Genomic DNA, 16,949 nt, shown 5'->3' with positions numbered 1-16,949 from the left:
GCAGCCAGGAGCGGCCCGCCGCCAGATTTGCTCGCAAGAGATAACCGCACTAACTTTCCGGGGGTTGCGAGGATGCGACCCCCAACCAGGAGGAATCATGGGCCATCAGGTAGCCCTCAGTTTCGAAGATGGCGTCACCAAAGTCATCAAAGTCGGCGACTATGAGACCGTCATGGACGCGGCGTACAAGGCGCGCATCAACATCCCTTCAGATTGTCGGGATGGCGCCTGCGGCACGTGCAAGGCGTTTTGCGACTCCGGCTCGTTCGACCCCGGCGACTATATCGACGACGCCATGACCGAAGAGGAGCTGGAGAAGGGCTACCTCCTCACCTGCCAGGCCGTTCCGGAATCGGACCTCGCCATTCAGATCCCGGCGACCTCCGAATCCGCGAAAACCTCAGCCGCCACTTTTGCGTCCACGCTGAAGGAACTCGACAAGCACTCGGAGTCCACCATCTCTTTCACCTTGGAGGTGCAGAACCGGGATGCACTGGCTTTCCTGCCCGGCCAGTACGTCAACATCAAGGTCCCGGGCACCGACGCGGAGCGCTCATACTCGTTCAGCAACGGCCCCAAAGGGATGGATGCCTCCTTCATGGTGCGCATCACGCCGCAGGGCGCAATGTCCGAGTACCTGCGTGACCGCGCGGCAGTAGGGGACACCATCGAGTTCACGGGCCCTTACGGCTCCTTCTTCCTTCGCGAGCCCAAGCGCCCCCTGCTCCTATTGGCAGGCGGCACCGGTCTGGCCCCCCTCCTGTCCATTCTGGAGAAGTTGTCCGAGAACCCCCCGGCCACGCCGGTCCACCTGATTTACGGCGTCTCCCGTGAAGCCGACATCGTGGGACTCGACTGGCTGCGCACCTACGAAGCGAAGTTGCCGACCTTCACCTGGGATTACATTGCCTCCGAGGCGGATACGTCCGCCCCGCACACGGGATACGTCACGAAGATCATCCAGCCGTCCCACCTCAACGACGGCGACGTCGATATCTACCTTTGCGGACCGCCGCCCATGGTCAATGCCGTCTCCAAGTGGCTGGACACCGAGGGCATACAGCCAGCCAACTTCTACTTTGAACGTTTCGCTCCCAAGGAAACCACCGGCGGGGACGCCGAGACAGGCGCGCCCGCCCCCGCGGAGAAGGTGGAGACCACAGGTGACACTATCAGCCGCGTGGAAGCCATTTCGTCCATGGAGACCGGCCGGCTCGAGTTCCGTAAGGAAGACAGTTTCGCGCACCTGGACGCCCGCATGGGCCTTGAACTTGCCGTGACCGAGCTGATGTTGGATCGCCTGAGCAAGGAGCAGTTGCACCAGTTCCGTCGTCTTGCCGAAGCGACCATCCGGGCGGTGGATGCCGGAAGGGTTCTCGACCCGGAAGAGTATGTCAGGACCAATGAAGAGTTCCATGAGTACCTGTTCATGATCTCCGACAACCCCATGCTGCTCGAGTCTTACCGTCGGCTCGACGTCCACGCCCAAATGGCAGCCACTTTTGCAGAGGGCACGCATATCTTTGACCGGGTCGCCCAGGATCACCTGGATGTCGTGGACGCGTTTGAGCGCGACGACAAGGAGCGGGCCCGGGAAGTGATCATGGCTCACGCCCGCGAGGCAAAAGGAACTATGGCCGAAGCGATCAACGCAACGGTCAAGGGCTTCTGACGGTGGCTGCGTACTCAGGACAGTTCATCACGCCCGGCCGCTTCGCCGGCAAAGTGGCCGTGGTCACCGGCGCGGCCCAGGGAATCGGGCAGAAAGTCGCGGAGAGGGTCGGCGCTGAAGGAGGCTCGGTGGTCCTGGTTGACCGCGCCGACATTGTGCAGGACGTTGCAAAGGGAATCCAGGAAGCCGCCCAGGAGTCTGGCTGCGGCGGGTCAGCCAGCTTCGTCACGGCGGACCTGGAAAGCTTCGCCGGAGCAGAACAGGCAGTGAACGCCGCCTTGGCCCTTCACGGAAGGGTTGACGTGCTCGTCAATAACGTGGGAGGAACCATTTGGGCCCGCCCTTTCGAAGAATACGACGAGGAGAAGATTGAGCGGGAGATCCGCCGTTCGCTGTTTCCCACCCTGTGGTCCTGCCGCGCCGTCCTCCCGGCGATGCTCGCCCAGGACTCCGGCACCATCGTGAACGTCTCCTCAGTGGCCACCCGCGGAATGCACCGCGTCCCCTACGCCGCAGCGAAGGGCGGTGTGAACGCCCTGACCCAGTCCCTGGCCATGGAGGTTGCCGGGCGCGGCATCCGCGTCGTTGCTACCGCCCCGGGCGGCACCGAAGCTCCGCCACGAAAGGTCAAGCGCGGACCGGAAGCCCAGTCAGCTACCGAAATGGCGTGGTACCAGGCCATTGTGGACCAGACCGTGGAATCATCCTTTTTGAAGCGGTACGGCACACTGGATGAGCAGGCTGCGCCCATCGTATTCCTGGCCTCCGACGAAGCATCGTATGTCACTGGCAGCATCCTTCCGGTGGCAGGCGGAGACCTGGGCTGAGCCTGCTGTGACTGAAACCCGCTGGCGTGGCCGCGACGCGCGGTCGAGTAAGCTTGCCAGCATGATTCCGGGCCACCACCACGGCAACCCCGAGGAGGACCTGGCGCTGCTCGGCCATACCGAGGTCTTCGAGGAGTTGCTGGACACGCTCCGCACTGTGCGTAAAGGCAACGTGCGCACGGTGGTGCTCAGTGGCCCCCGGGGATCCGGAAAGACGGCGGTGTTGGATCTTTTCCTGGAGCACTGCCGGGGCGCCGCGCGTGGCGTGCGGGTGCTGTCCGCCACGGGCGATGAATGGGAAGCGCAGCTCCCGCTCGCCGGCTACTCCCAGCTCATGGTCACCCCGCCGCCGCGTTTGGCAAAGGACCCTGGCAGAGGAAACGACCGTTCCGCGGAGCTGGGCGGCATACTCAGCCCCGTCCAGGCCGCCAACTATGCGTCCACTCTGGGTGCACACCTCGACGGGCTGCAATTGCACGGGAGCGTGGTGGTTGCCGTTGACGACGTTCAGCATCTGGACGCAGAAACTCTGCACGTCCTCGTCTTTGTCATGCGCCGGCTGCGCAGCAAGAGAGTCCTGTTCCTGATCACCCTGGATCCCGCTCAGGCCCGGCTGGTGCCAGCCGGCGTGTTGGCCTTCCTCAGCGGGCATCAGGTTTCCCGCCTTCCACTGGATCCGCTGTCACCGCAGCGGGTCCAGGAGCTCGCACGGCGGTGGTTTGGCATCGACCTGAACGCCACGGCCGCCCACGAGATCGTGCGGCATACCGGGGGATGGCCGCAGCCGGTTGTCGAACTTCTCGGCGAGCTTCCACCGGAAACCTGGCAGACGTGGTTTTCGTCCTTGCCTCCGAGTTCACGCGTGCGGGCCCAAGTGCGTAGCCTCCTCCAAGCCGCGTCCCCCGACCTGGTAGCCGTGGCCGAGGCCACGTCCGTACTCGGCCGCAATGCCGGGGTGGCTGAGGTCGCCCGTGTCAGCGGGATCGAGCACGTGATGGATGCCCTCGACGAGGGCCACCGGGCCGGCCTGCTGGGCCTCTCAGTGGACCAGGCCCACTCGCTGGTGACATTCTTCGAAACGGGAATGACCGAGTCCGTCTACGAGCAAATTGCACCGAGCCAGCGCATGCGCCTGCACCGCAGGGCTGCGGACTCGGTGCAGAATGAGGGCGACCGCCTGGGTCACCGGGTGTCGGCTACCCCGGGACCAGACGAGGCCCTGGCCTCGGAGCTTGAGGAGTACGCCCGGCAACAGGCCCTCGTAGGTGCCTGGCACGATGTCTCGACCGCATTGTTTTCCGCGTCCCGGCTTTCGGGTGACGTCCGGGTCGGCAACGATCGCCAGCTGAGAGCAGTAGATGCCCTCGTGGGGTCCGGCAACATTGCCCAGGCCCAAATGTGGGGCGCCGCCGTCGACGCCATGGCACCCTCGCCACTGCGTTCCTCCGTTCTTGGCTACCTCTCCACTGCGTCCGGACAGAACCACAGCGCCCAAACCCAATTGGAAATGGCCTGGCGAACAAGCAACCCGCAACAGGACCCCACCGCCGCCGCCCAAGTGGCCCAACGCCTGGTCCTGCACGGGGTGGCCTCCTGGGATGGCCCTGTCATCACCCGTTGGGCGGAGCAAGCCATGTCACTGACAACGGCAGGTACCCCCGCCTACATCGAATCCGAGGCCATTTATGGGCTGGGACTTTACGCCCAAGGCAGGCTGGCTGAAGCCGAGGCCTCCTATCGCCAGGCTTTCGAACACGCTTCCGAAAACGCGCAAAAGCAACGCGTGCAGATGGGATCCGGATGGCTGGCCCTGCGGCTGGACGACGCAGAGACAGCGCTTGTAAATCTCGAAGCCGCTGCCCCGACTGAGTTCCGCGGCGGCTCGTTGCGGATCTCCCTCTGGGCAGAGGCGTGGTTGGCCCGCACCCAACTTGTACTCGGCAACTGGGATGCGGCGGGGGCCACGGTTGCACGGGCCTCGGTCCGGCTGGAGACCTCTCGGATGCCGCTGATCCGCCCGTTACTTTATTGGACAGCCGCCGAGCTCTGGTCCATGCGCGGGGACTGGGACCGTGCACGGTACTACGTCTCCCAGGCGGCGGTGCAGCCCGGCACCTATCGCGCCATGCAGGTCCCTGCCAGCCTGGCCCGGGCGCGCTTCCATGAGGCACGGGCGGACTACGAAAGCGCCCTGTCCGTGCTGCAGCCACTGACGGAGCTGGACCCCTGGACAGAAAGCAGGGTGTCGTTTTGGCCGTGGCAGGACTCCTACGTCAATGCCCTGGTCATGACCGACCAGCTGGATACGGCAGACGCTTTCCTTACCGCCTTCGAGCAGGTGCCGCGGGAGCGGGCCGTGCCGTCAGATCTGGCAAGAATGGCGTGGGCCCGGGGCCGGCTCGTTGCCGCCCAGGGGGATCCAGACACCGCCCGGGAGCATTTCGAGACGGCGCTGGGTCATCTGCGAGGGCTCAACCGGCCATATCTGCGGGCACGGGTGAGCTTTGCCTTCGGGCAAAGCATGCGACGTGCCGGCAAAAGGCGCTTGGCATCCTCAGTGCTGCGCGTGGCCAGGGATCTCTATGATTCCCTGGGCGCTGCCACGTATGTCGACAGATGCGATCGGGAGCTGAAGGCGACCGGCCTGGACGTCGGCAACATGCCCGACCCATCTGACGCCGTGCTCGCAGCCGTGACAGGACCGCAGGTCCAGCTCACTGCCCAGGAGCAGTCAGTGGCGGAACTCGTGGCGGCCGGGGCCACCAACAAAGAGGCTGCCCGCGCACTGTTCCTGGCCGACAAGACTGTGCAGTACCACCTAACCCGCATCTATGGGAAGTTAGGGATCCGCTCCCGCAGCGAACTGGCCGCACGATTCCGCCCCACGGACTGAAGCGCGGGCCATCTGGCATCGAACCGGCCCGGCCCCGCCCCGTATCAGGATCCTGGAGGGCTGGGAGTGCGGTTGGGCAGGTCTTTGGTCGCGGTGCCTACAACATCCAGGAAGCTTTGGAGCAGTGATGACCGGTCCTCACGCCGCCACGCCACGGCCAGCTCCACCTCGGGGGCTTGTTCGATATCGCGGTAAACGACGCCCTCAAGCTGCAGGGCACGGACGCTCGCCGGAAGGATGGCAACTCCACTACCGGCAGCCACAAACGAGAGCATCGTGGACGTCTCACTGATGACTTGGGTGATGCGTGGCTGGAAACCTGCCTCGCGGCAAAGACCTGCGGTGGTCCGGTAAAGCACCGACTCCGGCGGGTAGGAGATAAATTCCTGATCCTGGAGTTCGTGCATGGCCACCGGCCGGTCCATAGCCAGGGCGCTGAAGGACGGCAACGCCACGATGAGCGCCTCGCGCGTCACGATGCGGTAATCGATCTCCTGGGAGGCGATGGGCGGCCGCAACAGGGCCGCATCCAAGGTGCCATCCCGCAGGCCGGCCTCCATGGCCGGGGTGAGCATCTCGCCATGCAGATTCAGCGACAGCCCAGGAAGTACCTGCTTGGCCAGTCGAACGATCGGTGGCATAACGCCGTAGGTTGCTGAGCCGGAGAAGCCCACGCGCAGAACGCCGGATGCGCCTTGCCCGACCTGATACACGTCAGCCCGGAGTGTTCCGACCGCATTGACGATCTGCCGGCCCCGGTCCAGCAGCGCCTGCCCGGCGGCCGTGAGTTCCACCCGGCGGGTGGTGCGATTCAGCAGGCGCACACCCAGTTGCTCTTCCAGCTGCCGGATTTGCTGGGACAGAGGTGGCTGGGCCATATGCAGGCGTTTGGCGGCGCGGCCGAAGTGGCGCTCCTCGGCAACGGCAATAAAGTAGTTGAGCTGCCTGATCTCCATTGGTTGTGCCGTCCCTCCGTGTGGCGCCTACGGTCAGGCGCCAAAACCACATTGATTCAGAAATCAAGTATAAAGCCCACCACCCTTGTCTGATCCAGACATAATGGCAGGGCTTGGCTTGGCTCGGCTTACTGGCGTCCGGCCGGGTGCCCAGGCCTGGCCTGGGCACCCTCGCGGTAGATCCGGCTCATTCAAGGCAGCGGCCGGATGCGCTGGGTCAAAGGCGCGCCGGGGGAGTGGCGGTGCTGAGGTCCTCGTCCACGGAGTGCTCAACGATTGCCTCGGCCCTGTGCTCAGCTTCTTCCAGCTTGCGCTGACGGGGGACCAGAACCGTGACGATTGCACCCAGCAGGGCGACGCCACCGTAGATGTAAAACGCGGTGGCTCCGCCGATTCCCGCCGCCGCCAGCCAGCCGCCAATGATTGGCCCGAGGATGCCGCCCAAGCGGCCCACACTGGCACACCAGGCCACACCGGCTGCCCGCGCGTTAGTGGTGAAGTAGTTTGACTGGAAACCGTAAACCAGCACCTGGGTGCCGAGGGTGCCCACTCCGGCGATGGCGATGCACAGGAACAACATCGGCAGGGGGAAGCCGAAGGTCATCAGCACCAGTGAAATAGTGGCCAGGACGAAGGTGCTGGCAATAACCCGCTGGGGACCGGCCTTGTCAGCGTAGCGCGAGAGCAGCAAACCTCCCGCCACCGCACCGAGGTTCAACGCCAGGGGGAAGAACAGGGCGTATGTTCGCCCGTAGCCGTATCCCTCCATGATTTTCGGCAGCCACGTGTTCAAGCCGTAGGTCAACAGCAGGCCGGAGAAGGACATCAAGGCCAGAAGCACGGAAGCCACGGCGAACTGTTTGGAAAACACAGCCGCGAAGCCGGTCTTCTGCGGGGCTGCGCCGATCTGCCGGATGACCTGTTCTTCAAGGAGCGAAACGCCGGTCCGCTGCGAAGCAGCCAGGGCCTCCTCCTCACGGCCGCGCGCCAACAGCCAGCGGGGGGACTCCGGAAGTTTGAACCAGGCGATGGGCACGAGCAGGACGAGGGGGAGGGCGCCGATCATGAAGAGTCCGCGCCAACCAATGTTACTAAGGAGCAGAATGCCCATGACGGAGGCGAACACACCGCCAGCGGGGACACCAGAATAGACGATCGCGTTGTAGAACTGTCGCCGGCCGGCTGGCGCGAACTCTGCCATCGTGGCGCCTGCGGTGGCGATGACGACACCGAGGCCCACGCCAGTGATGAAACGCAAAGCGCCGAAGGACGCCACGGTTGTGGTCAGCGCCGTGACGAACATTCCCACCGAGAACCAGGCGATGCCCAGGAGCATGAGCCGGCGGCGGCCGAAGAAGTCGCCGACCGCCCCGCAGGCCAGCGACCCGACCAGCACACCAACCAGCGCCCACGAGCCCAAGAGGCCGGCAGCGGCGGCGTCGAATGCGCCGATCTGGCTCGAGTCGGCAAGCAATCCGGGCAGGACGGTGCCGTATACAACAAGGTCGTAGCCATCGAATAACAGTGCTGCGCAGATGACGAAGGCCACCCAGTTTGCTGTGCGCGCCTCTTTGCGCGGGTCTTCGGCGATGACGGCGTGGAGCGTAGCCATATGCCTGTCCTCTCTGACGGAGCATGGATGGAGTGCCGTGGGGTGAACCTGTGTCCCTTGGCTTTGCTCCAGTGTTCCAGAGGTGTGACGCCCGCCATATGCGGCAAATACCCGGGATTAGGCCGGGGTAGGATCCATACTTTAAAGATATCAATCAGAAATGGTTAGTCGTATTTCGGAAAGAGTAGTGCTGCTGCCAGCGAAAGAACGCGTCTACAGCGCAGATTCGCTGTTTGTACGCCCCACGGAGGATTTGCGGAACTCCGACGGCGCCATGCCAAACTCGGACTTGAAAGCTTGGCGAGCCACTGAGCGTCATGGATGCACCATCTCGCCGCTCCTTCCGCGATGGTGAGATGGGCAGTGCGGTGAGCCGCAAGGTCACGACGGACGGCCTCCAAGCGTCTCTGCCGCACCAGGCCGGTCAGCCCCATCCCGCTTCCTACGAACAGCCGCTGAACCGTTCGCACGGAGACGTGGTGCGAGGATGCGATCTGCTTCAGGCCCAGGTTCGGGTCCTGCAGGTTTCGATCGACATAGGACTCGATTTCATGCCGGAGGAACTCAGCCATGTCCTCGGAGCCGGGCTCATAATCCTGCAGGACTACGCTGGCCAGCAGTGCTTCACCGGCCGCGGCCTAGTGGTTCCTCGCTGCCGATGCGGGCACAGTCATGGAGGTGCAGGCACTGATGAACTGTGCCAGCACCGTCCCGGCCCCGGTTGTGGCCGACCAAGGGTGCGACCGCGCTTCGTCAACGGCCGCACGTGGCGCGCCCAGGGACGTTGACGGCGCCGTCATGACCTCGCATTGCCATGCGCCGTGGAAGGTGAGCCGGTCGGGCACCGCTGTGTCGTAAAAGCCAAATTCCCCGGGTTCGACCGTCAGCTCGCGTCCGGACTGTTCGATGATGCAGCGCCCGCGGCGCATCGCGCACACCTTGAGTAAATCCGTCGGCGACTGGCGTACTGCACGGGGTGAACGGACGAGTTGCTGTGGCGTGCCCGAGATTCCATATACTCCGACGTGGCCGAGCTCCTTCGCCGCCAGCGCACCGGAAACCTGCCCGGCGGAACTGCCCAGAGCCACTACCTCAAGCCCGCCAAACGTGGAGCACAACCCCGCGCGTTGTGCTCCGTGTCACAGTATAGGCACCGGTCCGGACGCACGGACTCTCCTCGGCAACCAAACGCTTGACGGCTGCAAGGCCCAGCGTTGGGTCCTTGGCCCCGAAAGCCGCTCACCGCCGTCGACCCCATACCGTGCGCCGCACGTGTCAGCTTCCGCCAATTCAAGACTTACACTGAGGAGCCATTCCAATGAAGGTCACTGCTGCCCTCGCTACGGCGCCCAAAGCCCCTTTCGAGATCGTCCAACTCTCCCTGGATGAGCCCCGCCCCGACGAGGTCAGGGTGAAGCTCGTCGCAACCGGCGTCTGTCACACCGACGCGATCGTCCGCGACCAGGTCTACCCCACGCCCTTGCCGGCGGTTCTCGGGCACGAGGGGGCAGGAATAGTAGAGGCGGTCGGCTCCTTGGTGACCTCCGTCGCCGTCGGAGACTCTGTGGTTCTTTCCGCCAATTCCTGTGGAGTATGCGGGCAGTGCGTGACCGGACGGCCCGCCGACTGCAGCGACTTCTTCGGCCGCAATTTCGCGGGTACCCGTCCCGACGGTTCCACAGCCTTGAACGATGGCGAGTCAGCAGTCTCCTCACACTTTTTCGGCCAATCGTCGTTCGCGACGCACGTAAACGTTGCTGCCCGCAGCGTCGTGAAGGTAGACGGGAATCTTCCGCTGGAGTTGCTCGGCCCCCTCGGCTGCGGCCTCCAGACAGGGGCCGGTGCGGTCACCAACTCATTGGACGTACGTCCGGGTTCCAGCATTGTTGTCTTCGGCACCGGCGCCGCTGGCTGCGCGGCCCTCATGGCCGCCGCGGCTGTGGGTGCGACCACCATTGTTGCGGTCGACATCGTCGAGTCCCGGCTGGCCACAGCAAAGGACCTGGGTGCCACTCACGCTATCACCAGCCGCTCCACGGACGTGGCAGCAGAGATAGCGCAGATCACCGGTGGGCGCGGCGTCGACTATGCCCTGGACACCACGGGTATTCCCGCCGTCTTGCGGCAGGCTGCCGGCATCCTGGGGACCGGTGGAACGGTGGCCCTCGTCGGGGCCCCGGCCCCGGGCACAGAGGTGTCCTTCGAAGGTGGTGCTTCGTTACTCAAAGGGTGGCACTTCCGCACCATTATCGAAGGAGATTCCGTGCCACAGGTCTTCATTCCGCAGCTCATCCGACTCTGGCAGCAAGGAAAGTTCCCGCTGGAAAAGTTGACCAAAACGTTTGCGTTTGCCGACATCAACGACGCTTTCGACGCTTCCGAATCCGGCGAAGTCATCAAGCCTGTCTTGGTCTTCTGACCACCGGCGGACCCAATGCAGGGCCGCCACGATTCCACTTCACCCATTCCACTCCTCCCAGGAGCGAAACCATGACAACGACCACCTTGGAAATCACGGCGACTTTTGCCGGCCTGCCCGTCACCCAGCAGTTCATCGGCGGGACGTGGCGTGAGGGCAGGTCCGAGACGACTTTGACAGTCACCAACCCCTTCGACGACTCGGTGCTGGCTTCCATCCGCCAAGCCAACAAGCAGGACCTGGACGAGGCGTATAGGGCTGCCGAAGCGGCGCAAAAGGAGTGGGCCGCCCAGCCTCCTGCCGCCCGCCGCCAGGTAATTCTCCGGGCAGCGCAGATCCTGGAGGAGCGTCGCGAGGAAATTGTGGACTGGCTCATCAAAGAGTCCGGCTCCACCATGGGCAAGGCCCAGGTTGAGGTGTCCCTGGCCGCCGGTATTACCTTGGAGGCGTCGTCTTTCCCCACCCGCGTCCACGGTCGCATCGTCGAGTCCAATACGCCCGGCAAAGAGTTGCGGGTCTACCGGCGCCCCATCGGCGTGGTCGGCGTCATCAGCCCGTGGAATTTTCCGCTTCACCTGTCCGAGCGTTTAGTGGCACCGGCCCTCGCCTTGGGCAACGCAGTGGTTATCAAACCGGCCAGTGATACACCAGTTACGGGCGAGCTGATCCTCGCGAGGGTATTCGAGGAAGCGGGGTTGCCGCCGGGAGTGCTGAACGTGGTGGTGGGCGCCGGATCCGAAATCGGCGATGACTTTGTCACCCATCCCGTGCCTGGCTTGATTTCGTTCAGATCTGCATGGTGGTCAACCGGATCATTGTTGAGGCCCCGCTCTACGATGAATTTGTGGAGCGTTTCACCGCGGCGGCCTCTGGAGTGCCATTCGGCGACCCCGCTTCAGCGCAGACCCTGGTGGGTCCGGTGGTTAACGACAGCCAGCTTGAAGGGCTGAAAACGAAAATCGCAACAGCCAAGGCTGAGGGCGCCCGCGCTGTCCTTGAAGGCGAAATCACAGGCCGGGTCGTGCCGCCGCACGTGTTCGCCGACGTCCGTCCCGACATGGAGATTGCCCGCGAGGAGATCTTTGGACCGTTGGTGGGCATCATCAAGGCCAACAACGAAGCCCACGCACTGGAATTGGCCAATGCCACAGAGTTCGGACTTTCCAGTTCCGTGTTCTCCCAGGACCTCGATCGCGGCGTGCAATTCGGCCTGGGCATCAAGGCCGGCATGACGCATATCAATGAGATGCCCGTCCATGACGAATCACACGTCCCTTTCGGTGGCGAGGGCAACTCCGGGTTGGGCCGGTTCAACGGAGACTGGGCTATTGCTGAATTCACCACCGACCACACGGTTGGAGTCAGGCGACTCTAATGCCGGGTGCCCCGCCGATGCACGGATAAGCGTGCATTGACGGGGCACTTCCGTTTCCATCGTGCCGCTTACAGCCATCACAAACGGTATGGATCGGTACGATTTCAATATGAATCATTGGCCCGGATTGCCAGCCGGCGTCCGGGCCAATGGATAAGGTGAATTTATGATCAATCCCGCACGCCTGCACTCGGACCTGTCCCGCCTGGGCCGGGAGACCGATATGTTCATGGCCACCGTAGAGTCGCTGTCCGACGTCGAAATGGCCACCCCATCCTTGTGCACGGGTTGGACCCGGGCGGATGTCATCGCCCACATCGCTTCGAACGGCCAGGCCTTAGTCAAGCTCATCGACTGGGCAACGTCCGGCGAAGAGCAGCAACTGTATGCCTCGCAGGAGGCTCGCGCCCGGGAGATAGCCGAGCTGGCCGCCCTGCCGCGCCGGGAACTGCTGGGCAAACTCCGCCAGTCCTCCGCCTATTTCGCCGCAGAGGCCCTCCGGCTCGGCGGGGAGATCGCCGCGGAGGAAGTGCACTTGCACGGTAAGCAGATTCCTGCGACGTCCATTGTGGCGTTGCGGATCGCCGAGATCGTGGTGCACCACCACGACCTCGACACCGCATGGACCATAGAGGAAGCGGACCCGGACTCTGTGCTCAACGCCCTGGAAGCCGCCGTGCGCACCATGCGCGCCAAGGGGGCGCCGGGGATGACGCTCGTGACGGAGGAACGCGACGAGTGGGTGATCGGCGACGGTGCCCTGCGCGTTATGTCCGACCGCGAGGGATTGCTCGAATGGCTGGCCCGCGGTGTGACCGACAATGTCGAGGCTGACGGCCCGCTGCCCCTACTGCCGTCCTGGTAAGACCCGTATCCTGCGGGCCCGTCTTCAGCTCGTTTCCGGTTGGGTTCAACCGCCGGCAGCGGTCCGAAGATTCTGCTGCCGGATCGGCGCGGCCGCGAGTGGGGTCAGTGGGTCGAGCACGGGAACAGAAACGCCTGAATGCTCGCCAAGACGAACAATTGCCCCGCCAATGAAGTCAGCCTCCGTGCGGCGCCGCGCCTCCCGATCCTGGAGCATTGAGGCCTTGTGCTCACCGGCGTACGCGTAGGCATTTTCCAGGGCCGCATCAACTCGCCGCAGATAGGTTGACGCTTTGGGTTTGTGCCACGGCAATTGTCTCGTCGACGACGCGGGCCACGAGTTCGCGGGCCGGGGCGCTTGCTCCAAATTGGCCTACTGTTTGTCCGGTCGCGGCGCTTAGGGTGTTCAGGGCGGCGTTGAAGGCAAGCCACTCCCAGTTGGGTTCCTGGATGGCTTCTTCGGGGGAGGCATTGCTCATCCTCCGCCCACCTAAGTCTGCCGACGCACGCGAGCAAACCGGCCGAATCACACGCAAAGACCTCGTGATCTGCCGCTCGTAATGCCCAACGGTGGCCAATACGACGGCGGGACCTCCCGCCATCGTCCGTTTGAGCTGCACCGAACAGCCGTCGCCTATTGGGCTCTGGCCCACGCCGCTTCAAGCGCATCATGCCGTCCAGGTATGCTAACCCGCGGACTTTGGTCTTAGACAGCATTCGCGGGCCAACGCGACACTGGGAGGATACTCGCGATTGAAAGGTATCCCGTGTCCGTATCAGTGGAAACATCTCCAGGCCCTGCCAGCATTCCCGGGGACGTCAGCGTCCCCGTCCGGCAGCAGCACCTAGCGCAGCGCACCCTCGCCGCGCGCCCCTCGGAAGTCCGCAAAGTGTTCAGGGCCGCCCAGCGGCCGGGCATGATCTCGTTCGCTAATGGTGCACCTTACCTCGGTGCCCTCCCGTTCGACCGGATCGCTGCAGACGCCCAGCGGATCCTGCTCGAAAGCGGGGAACGCTCATTCCAGTACGGTGCCAGCGACGGCATCCCCGAGCTGCGTGCCCACATTTCCGAATTGATGAAGCTCGAGGGCATCAAGGCCGGCCCGGACCAGGTCATCGTGTATTTGAGGATCCGGTCCACGCCGGTGCGGGTCATGACGGTTTCCTGGATGACGGTTTCGCGGTCGGTGCCTTCGAAGATCTTCCCGCCGATGCTGGAGTACTCGCCCTCGGTGTTTTCGCGTACGACGTAGAAGTCGACATCACCCGGGACGCTGCCGGTCAGGGGGCTGGGCACGCCGGGTAGGAGTTTGACCGGGCGGAGGCTGACGTACTGGTCGAAGTGGCGGCGGAACTGCAGGAGGCTGCCCCACAGTGAGACGTGGTCGGGGACGACGTCGGGCCACCCGACGGCGCCGAAAAAGATGGAGTCGAACTGGTTCAGTTCCTCGAACCATCCGTCGGGCAGCATTTTCCCGTGCCGGGTGTAGTAGTCAGCCGAGGCGTAGTCGAAGTGCTCGTAGGTGAGGTTCAGGTCGAAGGCTGAGGCTGCGGCGTCCAGGACGCGCAGCCCTTCGGGCACGACTTCGGTGCCGATTCCGTCGCCGGGAATGACTGCGATGCGGTGGGGTTTCGACATCAGGATCCTTCTTCGTCGTTGGTGGTACTCGGGGCTAGCGGTCGACGGGGTGTGCCGGTTCACGGTTTTCGAGGACGTCGATGACGGCGTGCGCGGCTGCCAGCCCCGCCCGTGTCCGTGCCTCGATCGTTTGTCCGGCGAGGTGGGAGGTGATGAGCACGTTGTCCAGGCCCCGGAGGGGGCTGTCGCCGGGCAGGGGTTCGCTCTCGAGCACGTCCAGCGCGGCGCCGGCGAGGGTGCCGTCGGAAAGTGCCTTGGCCAGGGCCCCTTCATCCACGAGTGAGCCGCGGGCGGTGTTGATGAGGACGGCGGTGGGTTTCATCGCTTGCAGCCGGGGCCCATCGATGAGTTTGCCGGTGCTCTGGCCTGCGCGGGTGTGCAGGGAGAGGTAGTCTGCGTCGCGGAGGACGGTGTCGAGGTCCGTGAACTGGACAGCGGTGTTGTCGCGGTCCGGGTGGGCTGTGCTGACCAGGACGGTCATGCCGAGGGCGACACCCAGGTTTGCCGTGGCGCGTCCGCCGGGGCCGTAGCCGATGATGCCCAGGGTGGAACCGCGCAGTTCATGGCCGGCTTCCCGGGGCCAGTGCCCTTGGCGGACGGCGGTGGTGACCTCCAGGAGGCGGCGTGCGGCCATGATGATCAGTCCGATGGTCAGTTCGGCGACCGAGTGGTGGTTTGTTCCGGGGGCGTTGCAGACCCTGATCCCGTGTGCGGCCGCGGCCTGGACGTCGATGGAGTCGTACCCCACTCCGCTGCGCGCGATGACTTGCAGGGAGGCGGCACCGGCGAGCATGTCGGCGGTGACCGGCTCGCTGGCGAGGATCGCGCCGGAGATGCCCTCGAACAACGAGCGGCGTTCCTCCAGGGTCCGCGGCCCCCGGGATGGCGAGTAGACCGGTTCCAGCCCGCGTTCGCGCAGGAGCTGGTCAACGGCATCTCCCGGGTGGAGGTAGTCGGTGGTGATCAGAATGCGAGCCATGGTGCGGTACGTTCCTAATTTGATGGCTGGGGATGCGTTGTGAAAGCGGCCGTTGGCCTACGGTTCACGCGGGCAGGGCCGCCGCGGAGTGCACGGCGGCCCTGAGGGGTGCTGTGTTAGTGGACCTCGATCTTTTCCGCTTCAATTGCGGTCGGTGCGTTTGACTCGATGGCGTTCCTTTTCTGGCCGGAGGCGTGCAGGGCTTTGCGGGCTTGTTCCGGGTCGAAGTCCTTTTCCCATTTGCCGACGACGACTGCTGCCATCGCGTTTCCGAGGACGTTGATGAAGACGCGGCCTTCGTTCAGGAGCCGGTCGATGCCGACGATGAGGGCGAGGGCGGCCAGCGGGATGCCGCCCACTGAGCTGAGTGTGCTGGCCAGGACGATGAACGCACCGCCGGCGATACCCGCGGTGCCTTTGCTGGTGAGCATCATGACGCCGACCATGACCAGCTGCTGTTCCCAGGAGAGGTCCATGCCGACGGCCTGGGCCAGAAACACCGAGGCCATGGTGAGGTAGACGGCGGATCCGTCGAGGTTGAAGGAGAACCCGGATGGGATCACGATACCCACGGTGGACTCACCGACGCCCATGTTTTCGAGCTTCTTGATCAGCTGCGGCAGGACCGCTTCGCTGGAGCAGGTGCTCAGGGCGATCAGCAGTTCTGCCTTGAGATAGCGCATCACCGTGAAGATGTTCAGTCCGCAGGCCCGGGCGATGGTGCCCAGGACCACGACGACGTACACGATGCAGGTTCCGGTGAACAGCAGGACGAGGAAGCCCAGCTGCTGCAGGCTCTGGGTGCCGTAGTTGGCCACCACGGCAGCGAGTGCGCCGAACGTGCCGATGGGGGCAAGGCGCATGACCCAGCTGACGATCTTGAAGATGACCGTGGACAGGGCCTGGATGCCCTTGGTGAGGAAGGCGCCGGATTCTCCGGAGACGTTCAGGGCGGCACCGAACACGATGGAGACCATGAGCGCGGCGATGATGGTGTGGCCGGTCAGGGCCCCGAACAGGGAATCCGGGATGATGTTGCTGACGAATTCGAGGCCGTCGAAGCCTTTGCTGGCGGCCTCCGGCACCTTGCTGGCGTCCAGTTTGGACGGATCGATGTTCATGCCTGCGCCGGGGTGGAACACGTTGGCGACGACCAGGCCGATCAGCATCGACACCAGTGACAGGGCGATGAAGTAGCCCAATGCCTTAACGCCGATGCGGCCTGCTTTGCGCAGGCTGTCCATCGAGGCGATGCCCAGGGACACGACGCAGAACACCACAGGGATTACGATCATCTTCACCAGCGCGATGAACCAGTCGCTGAGCGGGGTGAGCTGTTTACCGACGGACGGCAGAAGCAGCCCGACGACGACGCCCAGGACGGCGCCCAGGACAACTTGGAACCAGAGTTCGCGGATCAGCCGGCCGAACCGGGATCGCTGCTTGGGCGGTGCGGAATGTTGCGGGTACTGCATGGTGTGGGACGACATCTTGGGTGCTCCTTTGCACGACAGACAGAGAAAAATGGGGAGGTGCGGTCCCGGGCAGTGACCCTGCCCGGGACCGGGCACTACCAGAGGGGTTAGCCTGTTGCCTCATTGCAATACCTCCGGGAAGAGTGATTCGTTGCCTCATCTGAAAACCTCCGGTTGGCTCCCTTCGTTGCCTCATTGAAAAACCTCCGGGAGATCAGTTGTTCCAGGCCCTGTTGAC

At 64.1% G+C, this 16,949-nt stretch carries 15 protein-coding genes; 7 read left to right on the top strand and 8 right to left on the bottom strand.

Annotated features, from left to right (window positions below):
• Positions 1 to 97 precede the first annotated feature (97 nt).
• The 3 genes from benC (at position 98) to LQ144_RS09165 (ending at position 5,392) form a co-directional block, all read left to right on the top strand.
• Positions 98 to 1,672, top strand: a complete 1,575-nt coding sequence (gene benC, locus LQ144_RS09175) for a benzoate 1,2-dioxygenase electron transfer component BenC (protein ID WP_230118257.1) — start codon at positions 98 to 100, stop codon at positions 1,670 to 1,672.
• A 2-nt stretch (positions 1,673 to 1,674) separates the two neighbouring features.
• On the top strand, positions 1,675 to 2,499 hold the full coding sequence (gene benD / locus LQ144_RS09170; protein WP_230118256.1) for a benzoate diol dehydrogenase BenD: 825 nt from the start codon (positions 1,675 to 1,677) through the stop codon (positions 2,497 to 2,499).
• Positions 2,500 to 2,560: 61 nt separating this feature from the next.
• Positions 2,561 to 5,392 (top strand): LuxR family transcriptional regulator, encoded by a 2,832-nt coding sequence (locus LQ144_RS09165; RefSeq protein WP_230118255.1) that lies wholly within the window; start codon positions 2,561 to 2,563, stop codon positions 5,390 to 5,392.
• A 44-nt stretch (positions 5,393 to 5,436) separates the two neighbouring features.
• Here the strand turns inward: LQ144_RS09165 and LQ144_RS09160 are convergent, their stop codons facing one another.
• From LQ144_RS09160 to LQ144_RS09150, 3 genes are all read right to left on the bottom strand, one after another.
• The gene (locus tag LQ144_RS09160) at positions 5,437 to 6,348 is read right to left on the bottom strand and encodes a LysR substrate-binding domain-containing protein (RefSeq protein WP_230118254.1); all 912 of its coding nucleotides are present in this window, start codon (positions 6,346 to 6,348) and stop codon (positions 5,437 to 5,439) included.
• Between the two features lie 217 nt (positions 6,349 to 6,565).
• Positions 6,566 to 7,960 carry an aromatic acid/H+ symport family MFS transporter gene (locus LQ144_RS09155; protein ID WP_230118253.1) on the bottom strand — a complete coding sequence of 465 codons (1,395 nt, stop codon included), beginning with the start codon at positions 7,958 to 7,960 and terminating at the stop codon, positions 6,566 to 6,568.
• A gap of 638 nt (positions 7,961 to 8,598) precedes the next feature.
• Positions 8,599 to 9,078 (bottom strand): hypothetical protein, encoded by a 480-nt coding sequence (locus tag LQ144_RS09150; protein WP_290369739.1) that lies wholly within the window; start codon positions 9,076 to 9,078, stop codon positions 8,599 to 8,601.
• Between the two features lie 200 nt (positions 9,079 to 9,278).
• On the opposite strand from LQ144_RS09150, the gene LQ144_RS09145 reads away from it, so the two are divergent.
• The 4 genes from LQ144_RS09145 to LQ144_RS09130 all read left to right on the top strand — a co-directional run bounded on the left by LQ144_RS09145 (position 9,279) and on the right by LQ144_RS09130 (position 12,619).
• The gene (locus LQ144_RS09145; RefSeq protein WP_230118251.1) at positions 9,279 to 10,379 is read left to right on the top strand and encodes an NAD(P)-dependent alcohol dehydrogenase; all 1,101 of its coding nucleotides are present in this window, start codon (positions 9,279 to 9,281) and stop codon (positions 10,377 to 10,379) included.
• A gap of 71 nt (positions 10,380 to 10,450) precedes the next feature.
• Positions 10,451 to 11,329 carry an aldehyde dehydrogenase family protein gene (locus LQ144_RS09140; RefSeq protein WP_230118250.1) on the top strand — a complete coding sequence of 293 codons (879 nt, stop codon included), beginning with the start codon at positions 10,451 to 10,453 and terminating at the stop codon, positions 11,327 to 11,329.
• Complete coding sequence (locus LQ144_RS09135) at positions 11,224 to 11,754, top strand: aldehyde dehydrogenase family protein (RefSeq protein WP_230118249.1); 531 nt, start codon at positions 11,224 to 11,226, stop codon at positions 11,752 to 11,754. Before LQ144_RS09140 ends, LQ144_RS09135 begins: the two co-directional genes overlap by 106 nt.
• A gap of 166 nt (positions 11,755 to 11,920) precedes the next feature.
• Positions 11,921 to 12,619, top strand: a complete 699-nt coding sequence (locus LQ144_RS09130) for a maleylpyruvate isomerase family mycothiol-dependent enzyme (RefSeq protein ID WP_230118248.1) — start codon at positions 11,921 to 11,923, stop codon at positions 12,617 to 12,619.
• A gap of 45 nt (positions 12,620 to 12,664) precedes the next feature.
• Here the strand turns inward: LQ144_RS09130 and LQ144_RS23095 are convergent, their stop codons facing one another.
• The 5 genes from LQ144_RS23095 to LQ144_RS09110 all read right to left on the bottom strand — a co-directional run bounded on the left by LQ144_RS23095 (position 12,665) and on the right by LQ144_RS09110 (position 16,726).
• Positions 12,665 to 12,835 carry a ketopantoate reductase C-terminal domain-containing protein gene (locus LQ144_RS23095; RefSeq protein ID WP_354962137.1) on the bottom strand — a complete coding sequence of 57 codons (171 nt, stop codon included), beginning with the start codon at positions 12,833 to 12,835 and terminating at the stop codon, positions 12,665 to 12,667.
• A gap of 49 nt (positions 12,836 to 12,884) precedes the next feature.
• A complete protein-coding gene (locus tag LQ144_RS09125; RefSeq protein WP_230118247.1) occupies positions 12,885 to 13,097 on the bottom strand; it encodes a ketopantoate reductase C-terminal domain-containing protein in 213 nt (70 codons plus the stop codon).
• 464 nt (positions 13,098 to 13,561) lie between these two features.
• Positions 13,562 to 14,257, bottom strand: coding sequence for an isocitrate/isopropylmalate family dehydrogenase (locus LQ144_RS09120; protein WP_290369738.1), 696 nt, complete (start codon positions 14,255 to 14,257; stop codon positions 13,562 to 13,564).
• A 34-nt stretch (positions 14,258 to 14,291) separates the two neighbouring features.
• Positions 14,292 to 15,236 carry a phosphoglycerate dehydrogenase gene (locus LQ144_RS09115; RefSeq protein ID WP_230118246.1) on the bottom strand — a complete coding sequence of 315 codons (945 nt, stop codon included), beginning with the start codon at positions 15,234 to 15,236 and terminating at the stop codon, positions 14,292 to 14,294.
• Between the two features lie 116 nt (positions 15,237 to 15,352).
• Positions 15,353 to 16,726, bottom strand: coding sequence for a cation:dicarboxylase symporter family transporter (locus tag LQ144_RS09110; protein WP_230118245.1), 1,374 nt, complete (start codon positions 16,724 to 16,726; stop codon positions 15,353 to 15,355).
• Positions 16,727 to 16,949: the final 223 nt, after the last annotated feature.

It is taken from the genome of Arthrobacter sp. Bi83 (assembly GCF_918698095.1).
In the GTDB taxonomy this organism is placed as follows: domain Bacteria; phylum Actinomycetota; class Actinomycetes; order Actinomycetales; family Micrococcaceae; genus Arthrobacter.
Note: the sequence above shows the minus strand (reverse complement) of the source record. Positions and strands in the feature narration are given on the sequence as shown.